The 17,891-nt window shown below is 45.7% G+C and carries 20 protein-coding genes; 1 reads left to right on the plus strand and 19 read right to left on the minus strand.

Annotated elements, in window-relative coordinates; all coding sequences use genetic code 11:
- Positions 1-52: 52 nt before the first annotated feature.
- The gene (locus tag HNQ92_RS15505) at positions 53-415 is read right to left on the minus strand and encodes a hypothetical protein (RefSeq protein ID WP_184174961.1); all 363 of its coding nucleotides are present in this window, start codon (positions 413-415) and stop codon (positions 53-55) included.
- Positions 416-544: 129 nt separating this feature from the next.
- Positions 545-754: a hypothetical protein gene (locus HNQ92_RS15510; protein ID WP_184174962.1), complete on the minus strand. Its 210-nt coding sequence runs from the start codon at positions 752-754 to the stop codon at positions 545-547.
- A 116-nt stretch (positions 755-870) separates the two neighbouring features.
- On the opposite strand from HNQ92_RS15510, the gene HNQ92_RS15515 reads away from it, so the two are divergent.
- A complete protein-coding gene (locus HNQ92_RS15515) occupies positions 871-1,476 on the plus strand; it encodes a hypothetical protein (RefSeq protein ID WP_221307463.1) in 606 nt (201 codons plus the stop codon).
- A 242-nt stretch (positions 1,477-1,718) separates the two neighbouring features.
- Here the strand turns inward: HNQ92_RS15515 and HNQ92_RS15520 are convergent, their stop codons facing one another.
- The 17 genes from HNQ92_RS15520 to HNQ92_RS15600 form a co-directional block, all read right to left on the minus strand.
- Positions 1,719-2,654 (minus strand): hypothetical protein, encoded by a 936-nt coding sequence (locus HNQ92_RS15520; protein ID WP_184174964.1) that lies wholly within the window; start codon positions 2,652-2,654, stop codon positions 1,719-1,721.
- 52 nt (positions 2,655-2,706) lie between these two features.
- Positions 2,707-3,246, minus strand: a complete 540-nt coding sequence (locus HNQ92_RS15525) for a hypothetical protein (protein WP_184174965.1) — start codon at positions 3,244-3,246, stop codon at positions 2,707-2,709.
- The gene (locus HNQ92_RS15530) at positions 3,239-4,360 is read right to left on the minus strand and encodes a hypothetical protein (RefSeq protein WP_184174966.1); all 1,122 of its coding nucleotides are present in this window, start codon (positions 4,358-4,360) and stop codon (positions 3,239-3,241) included. The genes HNQ92_RS15525 and HNQ92_RS15530 overlap by 8 nt, the downstream gene beginning before the upstream one ends.
- Before the next feature lie 99 nt (positions 4,361-4,459).
- Positions 4,460-7,945 (minus strand): hypothetical protein, encoded by a 3,486-nt coding sequence (locus tag HNQ92_RS15535; RefSeq protein ID WP_184174967.1) that lies wholly within the window; start codon positions 7,943-7,945, stop codon positions 4,460-4,462.
- Positions 7,946-8,006: 61 nt separating this feature from the next.
- Complete coding sequence (locus HNQ92_RS15540) at positions 8,007-9,791, minus strand: hypothetical protein (protein ID WP_184174968.1); 1,785 nt, start codon at positions 9,789-9,791, stop codon at positions 8,007-8,009.
- 153 nt (positions 9,792-9,944) lie between these two features.
- Positions 9,945-10,301, minus strand: coding sequence for a hypothetical protein (locus HNQ92_RS15545; protein WP_184174969.1), 357 nt, complete (start codon positions 10,299-10,301; stop codon positions 9,945-9,947).
- Between the two features lie 74 nt (positions 10,302-10,375).
- Positions 10,376-11,449: a hypothetical protein gene (locus HNQ92_RS15550; RefSeq protein ID WP_184174970.1), complete on the minus strand. Its 1,074-nt coding sequence runs from the start codon at positions 11,447-11,449 to the stop codon at positions 10,376-10,378.
- 7 nt (positions 11,450-11,456) lie between these two features.
- Positions 11,457-11,687: a hypothetical protein gene (locus HNQ92_RS15555; protein ID WP_184174971.1), complete on the minus strand. Its 231-nt coding sequence runs from the start codon at positions 11,685-11,687 to the stop codon at positions 11,457-11,459.
- Positions 11,688-11,873: 186 nt separating this feature from the next.
- Complete coding sequence (locus tag HNQ92_RS15560; protein ID WP_184174972.1) at positions 11,874-12,092, minus strand: hypothetical protein; 219 nt, start codon at positions 12,090-12,092, stop codon at positions 11,874-11,876.
- Complete coding sequence (locus HNQ92_RS15565) at positions 12,064-12,702, minus strand: hypothetical protein (protein WP_184174973.1); 639 nt, start codon at positions 12,700-12,702, stop codon at positions 12,064-12,066. The genes HNQ92_RS15560 and HNQ92_RS15565 overlap by 29 nt, the downstream gene beginning before the upstream one ends.
- A 42-nt stretch (positions 12,703-12,744) precedes the next feature.
- Positions 12,745-13,257 (minus strand): hypothetical protein, encoded by a 513-nt coding sequence (locus HNQ92_RS15570; protein ID WP_184174974.1) that lies wholly within the window; start codon positions 13,255-13,257, stop codon positions 12,745-12,747.
- A 63-nt stretch (positions 13,258-13,320) separates the two neighbouring features.
- Complete coding sequence (locus tag HNQ92_RS15575; protein WP_184174975.1) at positions 13,321-13,515, minus strand: hypothetical protein; 195 nt, start codon at positions 13,513-13,515, stop codon at positions 13,321-13,323.
- A gap of 133 nt (positions 13,516-13,648) precedes the next feature.
- A complete protein-coding gene (locus HNQ92_RS15580) occupies positions 13,649-13,921 on the minus strand; it encodes a helix-turn-helix domain-containing protein (RefSeq protein WP_184174976.1) in 273 nt (90 codons plus the stop codon).
- An 83-nt stretch (positions 13,922-14,004) separates the two neighbouring features.
- Positions 14,005-15,324: a tyrosine-type recombinase/integrase gene (locus tag HNQ92_RS15585; protein ID WP_184174977.1), complete on the minus strand. Its 1,320-nt coding sequence runs from the start codon at positions 15,322-15,324 to the stop codon at positions 14,005-14,007.
- A 125-nt stretch (positions 15,325-15,449) separates the two neighbouring features.
- The gene (locus HNQ92_RS15590; protein WP_184174978.1) at positions 15,450-16,901 is read right to left on the minus strand and encodes a replicative DNA helicase; all 1,452 of its coding nucleotides are present in this window, start codon (positions 16,899-16,901) and stop codon (positions 15,450-15,452) included.
- On the minus strand, positions 16,885-17,091 hold the full coding sequence (locus tag HNQ92_RS15595) for a hypothetical protein (RefSeq protein ID WP_184174979.1): 207 nt from the start codon (positions 17,089-17,091) through the stop codon (positions 16,885-16,887). The genes HNQ92_RS15590 and HNQ92_RS15595 overlap by 17 nt, the downstream gene beginning before the upstream one ends.
- A complete protein-coding gene (locus HNQ92_RS15600) occupies positions 17,088-17,867 on the minus strand; it encodes a DUF4373 domain-containing protein (protein WP_184174980.1) in 780 nt (259 codons plus the stop codon). Before HNQ92_RS15600 ends, HNQ92_RS15595 begins: the two co-directional genes overlap by 4 nt.
- Positions 17,868-17,891: the final 24 nt, after the last annotated feature.

Below are 17,891 nucleotides of genomic sequence, written 5' to 3' on the forward strand. Positions count from 1 at the left end.
GAGTCAATAGATTTTACCGACACTCTGCATTTGCAAAGCGAGATGCCTATAACTAGGCCTCAACTTGTCTTTGGCTTACCTTCTTGATATAATTTTCATCCAAAGAGATGCGTTCAAGAGAGCCCCAAACCCCTGCAAGGCGAGCAAAGAAGACCATTAATTGAGTTGTCCGAGTAGCTAAATCTGAGATAGCCTTGGAGGTGAGCTGGAGCTCCTCTTCCTTTTCATCATTATCCCCAAATACAATTGTCAAGAGCTCATGAAGGTGTTCGTGGGCCATATCCCGGCCGAAGACACAATAAAAATCATCAATGAGCTCGAATAAGGCCTTCTGTCGGCTTTCTAATCGAGGACTAGGAGCCTCCCACCACGAAATAGGAGTTTGTGCCGCTTGGGCATTAGCATTTGTCTTCATAGTTTTACATGATTTTGGATTAGGTAATTGATTTAAAATCACCCGAAGGAGAGTTTTCCTAGGACGCATCCTTCGGGTTTTTTCTTTATTATATCTTGTAGAATAATCTACAAGACAAGGGTAAAAAAATTAAGGTCGATAAGTGATGATCGTTTTGATCTCAAAATGACCAAATTCAATAAGTATTTCCTTCATCCTTTTCTCAGACACTCCGCCCCCATGGGTATAGTCTCGCCACGCTGAGACGGGCTTTCCTTTTTTTACGTCCGGTGGGAGGGTCGGGTAGATGTTTTTGATCCACCAATCAAAGGCTTCTGGAATCGTAGTAAATTGTTTCATGCTTCAAAGGTAATATTTGTAGAGTACTCTACAAAACAAAATGTCAAAAAATCTCACAACACAGTGAAAATAGTTAATTTGGCTTATATACTAACTTTGTGAGGTATCAAATAAAAGTGAAACGACAGATGGAAATTCGCCCCAAGGCTTATACGATGACAATCATATTGCTAACCTCCCTGCTAGCCTGCCAGCCCTCAGATGAGGCTATCCGCGAAAAAATTGAGGAGGCGGTACGGCAGGAGGTCGACAACCGATCCTATGAAGGTGGTTATGATTATGAGCTAGCAGAGCTCCGTGCCCTCTCATTTCGGCGTGTCAATATCCATTACCTCGACTCCATGGACATTGCTGCAGCTAAGCTTCGCTACGAAACATTTGAATTTCTTGTCCGCTTTAATAGAGAAAGCAAAAAAAGCCTTGATGAGGAGGTTTATATAGATCGGGCTACATTACTTGAAAAAGCAGACAACGAGAAAGATTTTAAAGAGTATGCCGACTCCTTGGCCCATTATGCGCAAAAGATCACTAACCTGGAAGAACGGAAGAAAGGCCGCGCAGACCTCAAGCCCACCTTTTTTGCCGCCAAGACTGTAATAAAGGGTAAGTTCGGGCCCCTCAAAAAACTCGATACGCTCGATATCCTGTTGGATAAAAACTACAAAGTTCTTCGCCCCAATTTGATGGTCATGAAAATGGAATATGGCGCTCAGATAGATTAGGTGTTGGGTAAAAACGAGTTGTCTTTACCCGTGAAAGAATGTGATTATTTTCACTCTTCGTATACGAAGAGTGAAACCGGAAGGGCCTATCAGGCCGAAAGCTATCTGAGCTATCACTATCATTCAGCATTGAGTATACGACCCAATGGGAAAGAAAAAGGGTACTATGTGAAAGTACCCTTAAAGTAAAGGAATTAGGATGGGATTTTCAATTATTTGTTGAAGGAACAACCATGATCTAGTCAGCTTGGACTATAAGCGACAAGGTATCCATTAGCAACCAAGTCTCCTACAACCCTATCAATATCAAGTGACTTCGACAGACCAAATGTAATTTTCAATTTACCATCTGACCCCCAAACTGGCGGATCTATATGAAATACTTTTCCTGTTTTCAGAATTGCATGCATAACCTTTTCTTCGTCCGCAAGTTGAAGATGGCTTTCTTTTTTTGATATAGTTACAGTATAGTTTATTGTATATATGCTCCTTTGGCCCAACATGTTATTATGATCTATATTCGATGGTTTAAATACTGTTTTAAAGTTTGCACTTAAATTATTGATCTGGTTTGACAAGTCAGTGATACTATTTATAATATAAGCCTGTACATTATCGCCACCTTTATTTAATATTGCTTCTTGCATAATTTGAGAGTCTACAACCCGATATATTGGGTTATCGGGCTCTGTCTCATGTAAAGCCTCAATTGCCATTTTGCCTATCTTTTGGCCTAATTCAACCACCCCAGCCATATCATTTGTATAAAAAATAGTTCTTTCAGTAGCTATATCAAATGGCAAAACAGTTCTATCTTCAACTACACACACCACAGGGAGTCTTTTAGCGTGTCTAACTGCAAGCTCATACATTACATTTGGGTTGAGTTCGGTCAAGTTGGCGACGACCAAATCAGCATTTAGAAGATATTTTATAACTTGATTAGTAATAGATCCTGGATTTTCAATCTCATGTGGCGCGATTACAGCAAAGCCAATTGCCTCAAGCACGGGTTTTATTACCGAATTAATAAGTCCATCGGCAGCCCTTCTAGTTTCGGAATTAGCATGACCTAAAGGTGAAATCACAAAACAGGTTTTCTTTTTTTCATCAATAAGGCCAATTTCAGTATCAGCAGAACTAATTATAATATTGTCCATCTCAGTATTTTCTTTCATGGTATAAATAATCCAAATTTTATACTAAAATAATTCGAAGTGTTTTATCGCTTTATTTTTTTGACTCTCTATTAATTATTCCATCAGAAGACATGTAAAATCTCATAGTCCCTATTAGAAGGTCATAAATCCCATATATACTCAGAGCAAATATTGAAAACTTTGCCGCATCAAGTAGATTTATTTTAGTAATGTGGAATATTTTACTTTTATCAATATATATATTAATACTACTTAAGGCATTACTCAAATTAACAACCTCAACCACCATAATTAGTACGACAAATATAAAGGAGCAAAAAAGGAAAAAGAGCATATCAAATTGCTCGTCTACGAATTTCTTGATGCGGTTTTGTGTAGTCTCTTTCTGTTCTACGGTATAATTAGGCTCAATAGATTGTTTTACTTTATCGACTACGGATAAAACAAATGTCAGAATTGAAAAAGAGAACCCTAAAAATATACCTAAGTACCCCAAAAGAAATTCACTACCTATAAACTTCACATTAGAAAGTTTAAGGCAATGTATTGCGATGAGTGATGGTATCATAGCAATAATAATTACTCCAACTATTTTAAGGAATTTAATCATCTTTCTTTTTCTTCTTGGGTAGAAGCCTGGTTGCTTCAGGGTCTTCACCTTCTAGTGCATCAAAATCCGTACTTGGGGGGGGTAATTCAGGATTATCTTTCTTTGGAAAAAGTGATAATTGTTTTTCCAAAATGTCGTTTTCTGGGTCAACGCTCTCCGAGCCTACATCATCTACCATCTGCTCGCCTTCATTGCCATCTACCTTTTGATCAGCCTCAGATAGCGTTGTAAAAATTTCCTCATCATTACCTCCAAGATTATAATCATTAAGGCGGTCTATCTTGTCTAACTCATTCCTAAGTATTAAGTAATTGATGTCTTCGACTTCATCTGGTAATATAAGTGCCTGAATTACTATATCTTTAGTTATTTTAACTCGATCCCCAATATCATTAATAATTTGCAATGCATAATCTCCACCCCCAGAAGCAACCGTGCGAAGCAAGTCACTAAATTCCTTCCTTTTTATTCTTAACCTCCCCAGTTTGTTTGCAAAATAAATCCTAAACTTTTTAAAATTGGTTTCTTCATGCACCTCTTTAACATCAATTGCAGATCTAAATCTTGATCCAAATAAATTTGGGGGCATTATATCAATTGAGAGTGAGTAAATCTTTTGTGCATTCTCAACTTCGGCCCAAAAATCTTCAACATGAGTAATTGAATTCATCTCAACCTCCACATTATATTCAGTTAAATTTCTAACAAATGCGTCTAAAATGCGGTTGGCAGCTGACCTAGTTTCTTTAAATACGCTGGAGCGTTCTTGAATCAAAATAATTTGGGTATCAATATCAAGAATAAAATGAACAAAAGGAACTATTGTCGTCTCCTCTGTTTCAATATGGGTTTCGCCTTCTTTAGGTTGGTTGACCAAGTCTTCTCTAGCAATTTGCAGCAAATAGGTACGACCATCAATTCTTTTAATAAAGTAAACAAGAAACTTTTTGTTTTTGTGCTCAAAAGTAAATTTGGTACTTTTTTCGAACTTATTAACCACTACTGCAAGTAGTTCTTTTTTGTCAAGAACAACAGGGTCATGTGGGCTAAAAGCACCAAAAAGACTTGTCTGTCTAGATTGGTTGATTGTGATGCGGAAAGCTGAATATTTCATTTTTTTTAGGTATTTGGAGGATTTTATCCTATTAAGCTCCCCTTAATACCTTCCTACTCACTAACATACCATATAGTCCTAAAATTGTATAAAATACCTTTATTCAGCAACCGGAAGCTCCCGGACCACCGTCACGTTGCCTTTCTTGGTCAGGTACTTATTTTCTCCCAGACCAATCATTTGCTCTTCCGGTATCCGGTTGGTACCCTTTTCGATGGCTTCCAGCCTTTCGTTAACCTGTTGCAGCAGCTTGATCTGCTCGTTCTCCTGCCGGGCCGTAGCACTTTGGTATTCCCTTACCAGCCTTACCGAATCCGTACGCTCAGCCTCCGAAACGCCTGTACCGCCCAAAGCATCCTTAACCAGGTAGTCCAGGATCGCTCCTTCCTTGTTTTGGTTGATGGCATCTAGCAGGTCAGCGTACTTCATGGAGGAGCGGCGGTTGATGATCCACTCCCTATCCTCCACCTCGACATTAATACCACCTTCCGAGTGCAGTTTGCCGCGGGCCTGGCCTCCGTGCTTAAATTTAGGGGCTTCCTTGGCAAGCTGGAAAGCTTTGACCTTAGCGGCGGCAAAAGTCCCGAACATGGTTGCGATGGATGCAATGGCCAAACCCACCCCGACAGGTCCCAGCATCGAAAGTGAGTTATAAATTTTCGTTGACGCGGTGATGAGTTGCGAGGCCTGCATAATTGAATCTGAAGCAATTTGTATCTTTTGAAGCCGCTCCTGATCCTTCTGGGCCCGCTCACGCTGCTTTTGCAAAACTTCCAGCTCCCGCTGCCGCAGATCAAGGTTATTGGCCAAACCCTGTTCGTTTAGCTCTTTTTCCCGGTCTACCTGCTCTTTTCGCTTGTCGATCTCGGCCGTGAGGCGCTCAACACGCTGTTGGCTTAGCTGGAGCTGGTTTTGGTAGAGCTCATTTAGTACCCCCATAAACTGTTGGGCGAATTCTTTGAGCTTAGGAATATCCTCATCATTGAGCCCGGCCTTGTAAAGCATCTTCTGGAAAAGGGTGATCCTTTCCTTATCCTTATCTACTGCCCTAATTTCGGCGTCGATCTTGGCAATCATGGCCCGGATAGACTCAATGCGCTTTTGGGCCTCCTCATCCCCGCTGTCTTCAATCAGCGCCATGCGCTCAAGCTGGTACTTGCGCTCTACTAAAAGTAGTTTTCGCCGGGCCTCCAGTTCCAGATCTATACGGGCCTTGGCTTGGGCTTCAATGAGATTTATTTCAGCCCGCGCCGTTTCAGTCTCCTCGGCCTCACCCAGAAACTTCATGTTCCGCTCAAACTCAATCTTTTGAAGCTCCTTTTGCTTCTGTATTTCGAGCTTTTTTCGTTTATCGGCATCTATTTCAGCCAGCTTATAAAGCTCCTCATACTTATACTCCACGTCCTGCAACTGACGTTGGTACTCATTGCTGAGCTCATGGGTTAGCTTACGCTCGGCGGCTGATATAAATTCTATCTCCTCTAAGTGGCTTGCATCCCTCACCATTTGCCGTCTTGCATCCAGGATACCTTTTGTTTTCGGATCAAGCGCGGCAGAGGTGTCAGCAATGGGCTTATTATCTTTATCAAACTTGCCCTTTGCAGCACCAGCAGCTAGTTGGGTGAGCGTTAGCAGGGCCTTTTCCTCTTCGTCAATTTCTAGCAACCTAAGTTTTTTCTTTTCTTTAATATAAGCCAAGCCGTCTTTTTTCATGGATTCTAGCCTTTCCTTGCCATATTCTTTTTCCAGCTTGGCTATTTCGTTTTGCAGGTCTTTTTGTGCGTCCAGCAAAGCCTTTTTACGGGCTTCGATTGCTTTGGTGTCTATCTCGGCCGCGGGCGCAATGGGCTTGGGCTCACCGTACTCCAAGTCCCCGGATTCGGTTATTCGGCCCTGCCGCAACGCCCGTCGCTGTTCGGCCAGCTCCTTCCTTCGTTTTTCGAGTTCGGCCAACCGCCGCTGTCTCTCCAAAATCGCCTCCGGAGTTAGCGTAATAGGGGTGTGAACAATCCCCCCGGTTGTGGCAGAGTAATTATCCACATATCCATCTTTCAACTCTTTTTCTATCCTCTTTTTTTCTTTAAGCAACCTTTCGCGCTCCTCGGCAATACTCTCCTGTGCCTCCCTCCGCATTTGGTCGGCCATTTGCTTTTGTGCCTTTATAAATTCGTGGACTTTCCCGGTATTAATATCCAGCGCCCGGCCGTACTTATCGAACCCGGTCGCTGCATTCGGTACTAGCTGCTGGATCTGGTCGATCACCTTCCGCAACTCTTCCTGCTCCTTAGCATTAAGACTGGCCTGGTTTTTAAGGGTTTCGTATCGTTTAAGTAAAGGGGCCAGCTTGGCCTCGTAGTCAATGACCTTCCGTTGCTGCTCATTAAAAGCCGCAACATCGCCGGTTGCGGCAGACATAATACCCGCCCATTGACTAAACTGCGTCACAATGCCGTCAACGACCCCTAAAAAACCTGCTGCAATTTCGAGAGCCGCATTAAAAAAGGGTACCATCAAATTACCGACGAGGCGGGTAATCCGGTCGGCTTGGTCGCCCAAATTAGAGGCCCGCCCTTCCAGCGTTTTCATTTTCGCATCATTGAGTTTGTCAAGCCCCAGTTCCTGACTCATCTCCGAAAACGCCTGAGCCGCCTCCCTAGCCCCCTTGGTAAAGGTTTTGGTTACCCCCTGGAAGGTTACTGTCACTTTGCCTGCCTCATTCTTAGCCCGTATCCCGAACTCTTTTAGCCTTTCCACCTCCCCTTCCTCGGCATCCAATATGGCTTCAATCAGCTGGTCAAAGGATTTATTTTGCGAAGCCGCTAAGCCGGAAAGATTGGCGATTTCTTTCGCCGTTGGCTTAAACCCTCTATTTACGAGTTTATTAAATACTTCGGTTAGCTCGTTTAAGCCAACAGGGAGCCTGGCCGCCAACCCTTCCAAGATAGCCATATCTTTATTGGCCAGCTTCATGCTACCCAGCGCAACGGACAAGGATGCTTCAATTCCTTCCCAGGCCGATTGTGCTTGATAGGCTTTAGTGGTTACGGTACCCAACAAGCCCGCCATAGCCCCCAGCACCGGATTGATGCCAGCCAGCACCGAGCCTAAGCCCAAGCCCATGCCCCCACCCCCGCCTGACCCGGCAATGAGCCAGCCGGCCGCAAAGCCTTTGATTTTTGAGAATAAACCTTCGGTCTTTTTACCCTCGCGGTTGGCTTTTCCTAACCCAGCTTGCAACTCTTTAATACGGGCATTGATCTTTTGCAGGTCGGACTGCATCTTTTCGTACTTACCCGCCGCAATAAACTCCTTTTGGCGCTTGGTAAGTTCTGCCTTTTCTTTGTTCAGACGCTTGATCTCATCCTCAAAGGCCTTGGTGGAGTTGGTGATGACGGCGTACGCTTTGGCTCCGGTAAGCAGCTCATTTTCCAAATCAGCTGCTCCCTGAGCCGCCTCTTTAAAGGGATCCGCTTTACTGACTTTATTCACCTTGGCTTCGTACTGATCCAGCCCGCCGCCGACCTGATCCAAGGCAGAAAGCACCTCGGATACGTCCATCGTAAATTTATTTTCAATATCTGCCATGGCTAATAGATGCAAATTGGGCTATCCAAAATCCGGATAGCTCTTGAAGGATTAATGGTATTTATCTGGGACCGTTGCCGCGTCGGGGCGTGGTCAAACTCTTGGTTCGTGTCGTTTTGTACTCGGCACACTTCCCATCGGCGTACACATCTGCCAATTCAATTACGGTGACGTAGTAAGCCGCATTATTTTGGCTGTATCGCCTTACTTCTTCCGTCCGCAGAAGGGTACCTGCCGGGTAGCAACCCTGCTCCGGCTCTATGGGCTCGTAGTATTCTGGGAATGGGATGTCCGAGCACTCGTTGGCCGCCACAATGGTTAGCTCCACCGTCTGCGTCAATAGATCAAATTCCAGCTGATCAATCTCCGCCACCTCAGCCAACGGATGCTTTACCAGGCCAGTGAAGTCGTAAACCTCCCCGCAGCAGCGCGAAAGCTGCACGGTCGCAAACTTTTTAATTGGCTTGACTGACCGGCTTTTTAGCGGGAGCTCAATAGCTGCGGCCGGTGGGGTGGTGATGGGCTTAGGGGGCTGTTCTTTTTGGTTGCCGAATAGGCCGTATGCGAAACTATTTGCATAACGGCCAAAGTCGTAGTATAGGCGTGAGGCGGCCAGGTGCCCGTTGGGGTACCGTAGGCCCGAAATAGGAAGCCAGCCGTAGGGTACTTCGCTCCAGGCCGGGTTAATAATCGTGTGTACCAATACCCAGCCTTCATCCGGCATCGTATCGGGCCTGTACACGATGGTTTGCCAATCGGTCGTGAACAGGCCCACGCTGATTACCTCTTCCGTCCGCTCGCCTTTGGAATCCCTGGGCACGCACGACTCGGAATAAGTCATGTATGCCGCCGAAAACTCCGCGCTGGATGGATTTTTGGGCTCGGTATACACTTCCGATTTGGCCTCAAAGGCCGATTTGCTAATACTGAATTCAACGCCCTCAATGCCTTTCAGCCGGTCATTGGCGTACGAAAGCCGGTTAGTACCCCGCATCGTTTCCTTGTAGGCCGGCGCGGTCAGATCCAGGGTAACGACAGGAGGCGTATAGGAGCCGTGCGGAAAATAGCTGATGTGCTCAATCTTAAATTTGCCCTCCTCGGTTATGGTCCAGTAGGCATTGTACATCTTTTTCAGATTGTCGAGCACATCCTTTAAGGTTACTATGCCCTTAATGGCCGGATTTGAGGCACTGGGTCGTTTGGCATCGGAAATCTGAAGCAGACTTACGTCACGGAGGTAGTTTTCCTTACCCGTAACTGGGTTGGTGTCCGCGCAAAGAAATTCCGACAGTTCGGCCAGGGTCACCTCGGCCATATCTTCGTAGCCGGTACCCAGCAGGGTTTGCTTGATGAGGTAGAGCAAGGCACTGTTAAAGTGCCGCGCCCGGCTGTGCATGTCCGAGCCCGCGGGGTTAAATTCCTCGGTAGTGGGTACCGGAAACTTGAAAGGGGTCAGCACTTTGTAATCCAACCAATTCACTTCCCTATGCCAGTTGCCGATAATAGCCCCGTAGAGGTCCTTGACTTTGACACTTGTGATCGTAACGCTCTGCTGGTCGTAGTCCCATTCCAAGTCCTGTAGTGTAAAGGTACCTTCCCAAAAGACATCTACTTCTTCCCGGCATACTTGCTCAACGCTCAGCGTGAGTTCCTGACAGCAGTTTTGGGCGTAGGCCTGGGCTTCCAGCATAAACAGGTAGTCATCCCCGCTGAGGGTCATCGAGCCGGACATTTTTTCCCGGAAAAAGGCTTCTCCCTCCTCGCGCGCAACAGTAATCTTTCCGATTGATTTCGGGTTGATCGTCGCCGTCTTAGTGAAATAGGTCAGTTTGTAGGCATGGGCCATATACCTATAGATATTAAGTAACTACAAAAAATAGTGCTGATGCTCACTGCGGGGGAACGGCCCAAGGAGTAGTAGGTTTGCTTGCCTGATGCGGGTAGACGACCCAAGGAGAAAGAAAAAGTACCTTCGCGAAAGGTCCTTAAATTAAAAGAATTAGTGTGGAAATTTCAATTTTTTGTTGCAGCGGGAGCTTAATGGGGAGAGCCGGGTAACCTCTACTTTATGGCCTAGGCTTATATCCTCAGCCAATCGGAAGGCTTTGATTTGCTTGGAACGGACAAAAAATCCCAACCGAATGACCCCTCGTTTCTTCCAGTACACCGTTGCCTGATTTCCAATGGCGCCAGGATTACTGACGCTGATAAAATGCTTGCCCTCGATCAACTCATCAGGCTTAGTTCTCTTGTGCTCCCTGATAGCGCTATCACTAACCCTGTACCCTTCCGCAACCGGGATGGCGGGCTTGCCGTCGATCTTGAGTTGCCAGGTGGAATGTTCTACGAGTTGCATGCCTACACACAAAAAGGTACCCTACGAAATTGCAGGGTACCTTCGGCACTCAGTAGGACAAGAATTCTATGTGCTTAAGGCTTACTTGGGAGCTTCGATATAACCCAGTCAATTAAACACGAAAAGCAAAGAGACTGCTTTAATACAAGGAGGCCTAGATATAAAAAAAATCCAAAGAGACAGGTAATAGCAATTTTCGTGGGTAGATCCACCGGCTTTGCCCTTAACACCTTGATAGATGATTGAATTAAGGCACTAAAAAAAATCAAGGCCCAACTTAGAAATATCATTCCTACTAGGGTTCTAAAAAACGATAAGCCTAATAACCAAGGAAATATGAGAACATATAAGAAGGCTAATAAAAAAGAGGTTGTAAAGAGTGCTTTAACTAATAGTTTGTATTTGATGTTATCTTCTGCCTTGAGTGTGTTATATCTGATATTTAGGTCTATAACCTTATTGTAGGGTATTATTAAAAAGTCGCTGGGAATCTCTTTAAAGGCTTGCTTGCTCTCTGAATACTTTTTGACATCCGTCAGAAAAATGGCCTCAAGCTCGCCAGTTCTAGCAGAGATTGTGTACTGAGATAGAAATCCGGAAAACATTTTGGGCTTTTGATTACCTCCATCCATTACTACATCTATATAGGTGGATAAAACTTTGCCCTTTCGCTGTTTTTTAAAATCACCAGACGACAATATATCGCCTCTGAAATAGTAGTTCCAGTGGTTTGAAAATCTAAAAACGCGGAATTTAGTGTCAATTTTGAATGCTCGAATAATTGAATGGCAAACAATACCTAGTAAAGCAGCAATCACTATGGAAGCAAAAAGATACCCCAGGATCATCCACAAGTTGTAGTTGTCGAAGTCATCAGGCAGCTCATTCTTAGCTAATTTGGCGTATCCATTGGTAATATAGAGCTTGATTTCTTTAAGGGTAAAGCCAAAGAATCTACTAAAGGTCAGAAAGGTGATGATTTGAACAATTAGCCCCCAAAAAATACTAGTGATTAGCCTATCCGCAAAAAGGCCTACGCCAAACTGCTTGGAAAACTCACCTGTGAAGTAAAAACGTTTAAAGAAGACCCCTGGAACGATTAGAAGAACTATAAACAGGGTCGTAATAACGGAAATGGGAGTCTCCATACGGGCATTACGATACCAGCGTGATTTTGCCCGTGGAGAGTTCTATGGTTTTTTCCTGGCCGCTCGTATCCCTTAGGCTCTCGATGGCCTCAATGTACTTTTTCTTGTCTTCTGGATTAGACATGATTTGCTTGGCCTCGGGACTCATTATATCCATATCCGTACTAAAGGTAGTCTCGAACACACCTTTGGCAGCCCCTAGGATCTGGAGAATCGTATCTTTAATTGACTGACTCATAGTGATTCGTGGTAAAATGAGAGATAGTAATAAAAGTAGCCTTCTCTCTAATTCTCACTAAATCTAACGCAAATTTTTTAGTTAAAGTTAGAAGAAAGTGTAATAATATTTTTCTAGGTAGTTTTTTTTATAGGACTATTCTAAGGAAGCTTCTCTTAAAAGCTATACTAGATCTACTCCCCCCTTTCATATAAACGGCGTTTCGTAGTACTCCTTCAGGGTGCCGAGCATCTCGGCCGGTAGCTTGGTCATCAGGTAATGGATGATGTCTGCGTAGATCTTGCCCTTGTTGACGTTGTAGAAGCTGTTGCCGCGGCAGTGGATGGTGTTGCGAGCCTGGCGGGTGGCTCCCAGGCGTAGGCAATGCGGGGGGGGGCTATTTGAACAGAGCCAACATCTCTGCAAATGGCCTCCTTTCGTCAATAGCTCTCATCATTTCCTGGTACCAGGCATTGTAGTTATCCAGGCAGTGCTCGGTTTCAATGTCGAAAAGGGCCTGTTTAGCGCTCAGCTCTATCTCACGCTCCTCCGTACGATGTTGCAGTGCAACTATCTCAAGTCGGCCGGACTGATCAACTGTCCGAAAGCATCGGTAGGTCTCGGGTAGGTTTATGTGGCGCATATCCTCTTCCACCCGGCGCGCTCGTGCACTCTGAACGTAGTCCAGAAGCTCAGAATATTGCTCAATATTCGCAGGAAGGCCCTTATAAAAGCTTCCTCCAACAACGCGGCGCCGTAGTTCCTCGTAAGGATCGGATGAGTCAGATCCGCCTAGCACTTCCTCTGTATCGTCAAATCTACCTTCGTTGAAATCCACAATCTGATCATAGAGAGCCCTAAGCTTGAGTACTAATAGCCCAGCTTGAAGGGCCAGTTTGGAGACTTCCCAATATTGAGCCTCTGCACCTTCGGGCTTGCATGCACCAGGCGTATTGAGTAAGCTATCTTGGAAATCAATTTGCTCACCAACTGTCTCTACTTCAATGTATGCAAGAAAGTCGATATTTAATTTCATATGTCAGGACGGGTAATCGTGGGAATTATTATCAAATCTACTTTAAGCCTCTTTCTCATCGGCCGCACCGATGTTAGATAGATCTAATTCGACTGAAACACCCTCATCATTCGGGAGAATAACCGTAAAAGCATGTTGCCTCGTCGGCTGGTCTTCCTTATCCCCTTCACTCTTTCTCTTCTCTTCCCCTTGTTCCATAGCACCAAGCTTATTTTTCATCGTAAAGATTAAAAGCGCGGTATTGACTTTATTTGGCTCAATACTCCCTCCATTTATTAAATTGGTAGGGAGTCCGAAAGCCGCACTTTGAACAATTCGCTCCCAAACGCCTAATCCCTTCGCTGCTGCTGAACGTACCCTTTCGGCTTGGCTTTCGGTGGCATTTTGTTCAATAGTTCTGTAATCGCAAGGCGCGAACGTGTGTTTAGAATACCCCCTTGATAAATGCTCGCAATATTGGTCTACTAGCAACTCAAGGTCGCTATTCTTGATTCTCCGAGCTTCATTACCTTCAGTGAACCATCCTTTATTCGTAGTTACTTTTCGCTTTGCCATAGTTAGAAATTAGGCTAATGACACGTGTAAGGGATTGGGAACTGCTATTCCTATCGCGTTGTCTTAATTATTGCCTGTCAATTGCTCCTCCTCTACTAGGTCGAGGAGGGCCTGGAGCTCTGTGCGCTGATGTTGAAGATTATTGGCATGACCCCTTTCCTCTAAATCTTCCTCATGCGCTACTGCTTGATGCTTCTGAGCAATCCGGTTCGCCAAGTCACTCGTCGTGATAATCGTTTTGTCTGTTTTCGTGGCCATAAGTGGGTTTAATATTTTTGTAGTTAGATGGATCATGGGGAGGAGGTAGAAAGATAATATTTCGATTGATCTATTTTTGATATATGCATTTTGCCGTTTTACAGAAATGGAATTTGTTCCATTTTTCAATCAATTACCGCGCAGGCACCCTGTACTCCTCAAGGAACGTATCTAAGTCCCGGCGAGTGTAAAGTACCTTCTGGCCAACTTGGATAAAGGCAATCTGCTCCCGGCGCTTGTATTCATGCAGGGTACGAGGCGCTACTTTTAGGTACCTTGCGGCCTCATTGTGGGTTAATACCTCCTGGGTGGTTTCCTTCAGGCGCAGCGCTTTAACCTCCTCTGCAAGTCGGTCTACCGCGGCCGTCAGGGCATTTAACTTCGTTTCATCTACGGCAATGAGCATATCAATCTTAATTTAGTGCTCTTTTCTTTTTTACGGTCTGCAAAACGGTAGGGGTAGTAGATCTCTGGTCATATCGACGTGATCTACAAATCAAAAATCGACCCCATAGCCTCATCCAGGCTTTCCTTATCAAACGAATTGATGTAACGCTCTGTGGTCACGACTGATTTGTGCCCCAGGGCGTTTTTTATGTCGTACATCGTCACTTTGCTTCCTTCTTTCTTCATGGAGCGCCGGGCTTTGTCGGCGAAGGAGTGACGGGCCGTGTGGAAGGTGATGTTAAAGCCAAGTTCAATTGCCTCTGAGACTATTTTTAAGTTGTTATTGATTTGCGAAGTCTTGGTGGTAATGGCGTTAAAGAGCATTTTTTTTAGCTCAAAGTCCATATCTTTTTTTTCACGGTGGGTGATATAGTGGGCGTAGGGAGCATTGCTGTCGAGCACCGGAAAGAGGTAGTCCATGGGATTGGCCATGGGATTGAAGTAAATGTCCAAGATCCGACGCGCTCCAGCGTTCAGGGCAATGCTTTTACGGTGACCGGTCTTATCCATCTCGTATTCCAGCCTTCCATCTGGGGTAATATTTCCGCGGCGGAGCTGGATCAGATCCGCTACCCGGATACCAGCATTATAGTAGGAGAATAGATACATGTTCCTAGCGTGGAATGTCCAATTTTTTGCTTTATCGCTCTTAAGATATAAAGCTTCGAGTTGGTTGATCTGCTCATCGGTGAGTCGCGGCTTTTGGCTGGGGTACTCCGTAAGGCTCGTGTTTGCCCGGAAGGGGTCCTTCTCGATGGTACCAGCTCTAAGGGCTGGAAGAAAAGCATTATGGATTGCTTTCATGATATTATTGATCGTCACATTCGAGAGTTTCTTTTCGATTAAGTGGAGCTTAAATAGACGGATATGCTCAGGATTTACATCAGTCAGAGGCACTTCTGTTCCGATAAAATCGGCAAACCGGTTTAGCTTAGACATGGAGCCTTTGTAGTAGATGTAGGAGTATTCTACCTTCGTCGCTTCCAGTATGCTATCAAAATGCTGCTGGACTGTGAGTGTGCTTTCGGAGTTAGGGTCCGGCTCCCGGTTGATGCTTTCAAATACTGGTAATCCCTGGTCCCTAATCCACTGGATTTCCTCCTGCAGTTCGATGATAGCCTTTTCTATTTGCCGGTTGTATTTGGCATGTTTTGGATCCTTGCGCTTAACCCAATGTCCATATTCTGCCTTAGGGTTGAAGTGCTCCTTAGGTATAGCAAGATCCGTTTTGATGCGCTTCTTTTTCCGGTTCTCGATAATCCGGATGTAGATGGTGTATAAATCATCGCGAGAGGGCCTGTTGTTAAGTTCAGGGCTTAGGGTGCATCGTGACGGGGAAGATTTCATAATGAACGCAATCATACTACTTGGTTTACAATGATTCTTTTCGCGCTTCAATTAAGCTAAAAGGGTAGAATTTTTATTGTAATCGTTAATAGAGGGTATTTAGCGCACCTCTGTTTGTAACTATTCCTCCTGTTGAGGAGCTAAAATGGAGTATCGTCGACTTTTTCAAGGGTTAGATTAACCTCACTCGACATGGGCGTCGAGTAATTGGAATTGGCTTCCAGGGGCTGAAACGCAGGAGAATGGTCACTGAATCGGCCGGTAGCTAGATCGGCAAAGCGATCCGCCCGCCCTACATCCCCATCCCGGTTTTTCAGAAGGTACAGACAGTAGGTACCCGGCTTGAAGGGTACCTTATTTCCTTCCCCGTACTGCTCATCGTAGAGCGTTATGTTCTTGCGGGCATAGTACTCCGGATTGAACAGGCCAATGATCAGCGAGGCGTCCTGTTCCAGCTGCCCGGACTCTTTGAGGTCCGAATCCTTGGGTCTGGGGTCGGAACGCCCTTCGGTAGCCCGGCTGAGCTGGGCCAGGGCAATGACCGGAATTTTCAAGTTCCGCTGCATAGTCTTGACGGCTTTGGTTACCTCCGTGACCCGGTCGTAGCCCTTCGTGTGCCCTTTGATCTCCAGGTACTGGATGTAGTCGATGATGATGAGTTCAATCTTATGGATTCTTCTCCATTCGCTGGCAATGGCTTCCAGGCGGTGGACATCTTTGACGGCGGTGTCGTCGAAGAAATAGATTGGTAGTTTGGCAAGCTCAGCCAAAGCATTCTCAATTCGCTTGTAGTCTTCCAAATCAACTTCTCCGTTGCGGATGCGCCGGTACTCAATACCGGTCAGGTTGGCGGCCGAGAAGAAACCAACGGGATGCCCGGCCCGGGCCGCGGCCAGGGTAAAATCCAGCGCGCAGCTGGTCTTTCCGGATCCGGGGCGACCGGCCAGGATGATCAGCTGGTCTTCCTGCCAACCTCCGGTGTACCTATCCAGCTTAGCGCTTCCAGAGGGTACGCCAACGGTCTTTCCTGTCTTCCGGGCCGCCATGCTCTTGTTGACCTTGCCCAGCGCCTCCATGGCGGCTTCCTTGCTGGATTTTTCCAGCTTGCCCAGACCCGAAAGCGTAAGTGCTTTATGAACGTTTTGACAGATGTCGGCCAGCTCGGTATCAGAAGCCTCACCAGAAAGCTGTTGATGGAGAGTTAAATTAAGCTCATAGGCTTTATGCCTGCGATAAAGAGAGAGTATACCTTCGGCGCAATCAATGATCTCTACGGGCTTATTGGGGGCCATGTCGTCAAAGGCCAGTGAGAGCTTGGCGGCCTTCAACGTTTCAAACCTTCCCCGGGCCCGTATCCGGGTCAAGACCGCATGGGGCCGAATGATCTCTCCTTCACGGTGAAGCTCACTAATGCACTCGTAGCAAATGCGGGCTGCCTCATCCTGGAAGACCTCCGTTCCGGGCAGTAGTTTTTGAACCGGGGCGATCATAGCCGGATGATGGGCCAGGGCCGTGACCAGCAGACGCTCCTGGTAGACATCAACGAACCTGGCCAGGGAATCCAGGGAGGTGCCTTTATGGGTGGTCTTCATGGTTTCGGATTATTTTTGTGGCCTTAGGTTCATCAATGCTCCCCTCGATGAGAAGCTGAAAGGTCGTTTCCACCAAAGCCTCGGGGTCAATATGCGCCTGGAGGGAGGCTGTCAGCTTCGGCGTTGTCCTTAGCTTGCCCTGGTAGCCGGGCTGAGTCCAGGGAGCGGATAGTTCGTTATTTGTCGTCATTGTAGTATTTTGGTTCTGTGGGCGGGGGTAGTGGGAGGTAAGGAGACTGGGGCCCTTTCATCCAACCAATGCTGGCCGTTGAGGTACTTTAAAGGGTAATTCTGATACTTGCGACGTTCTTCCTTGAGTCCCTTCTTGTGGTCTGGCAGGCGATCAATGAGCCATTCAATATATTTGGGAATATCCTGTAGGGCTAAATCGCGCTCTTGATCTGTCAGTTTTTCCCACTTCTTTTGAGATGCAGCCCTACCAACTTTATTGTCATACGAATCCCAAAAAACATCAAAGGGTATATTTATATTTTCTTTCTTTTCTTTTCCTTTTATTTTATTTGTTGAAGTTCGTTGCGATTCGTTGAACGGTTGTTGTGTCTCGTTCAACGGTCGTTCAACGGTCGTTGAATTTGCCTTACGCCTTCTACTTTCTGCACTGGCCCGCCCTGCAGCTGATCGCTGCTCCAATGCCTTTTCCCGCTTTTCTACGTTTCTGAGTACTCGGTTTGAGTATAAGTATCCTTCATCAACCTGCAATAATTCATATTCCAGACAACGCCCGACAATCGCTTTGACCTGTTCGGCGTCGATCATCATTTTTACGCATATAGCACGGTAAAACAGCTCCTTGACCAGGATCCTGTTATCTTCTTCTTCGTGTAGCATCTCTATTAAACACCAATAAATACCATATCCAGCGGCCCCGAACTCGCTGATGAGAATGCTGATCGCGGGGTCATTCCGAGCATTGTAGTCGTGGGGGAAATATTGCGTATTTTTCATACCAACAATCTCTTTTCTGCCCCA

This window comes from Rhabdobacter roseus (genome assembly GCF_014202275.1).
Classification (GTDB): Bacteria; Bacteroidota; Bacteroidia; order Cytophagales; family Spirosomataceae; genus Rhabdobacter; species Rhabdobacter roseus.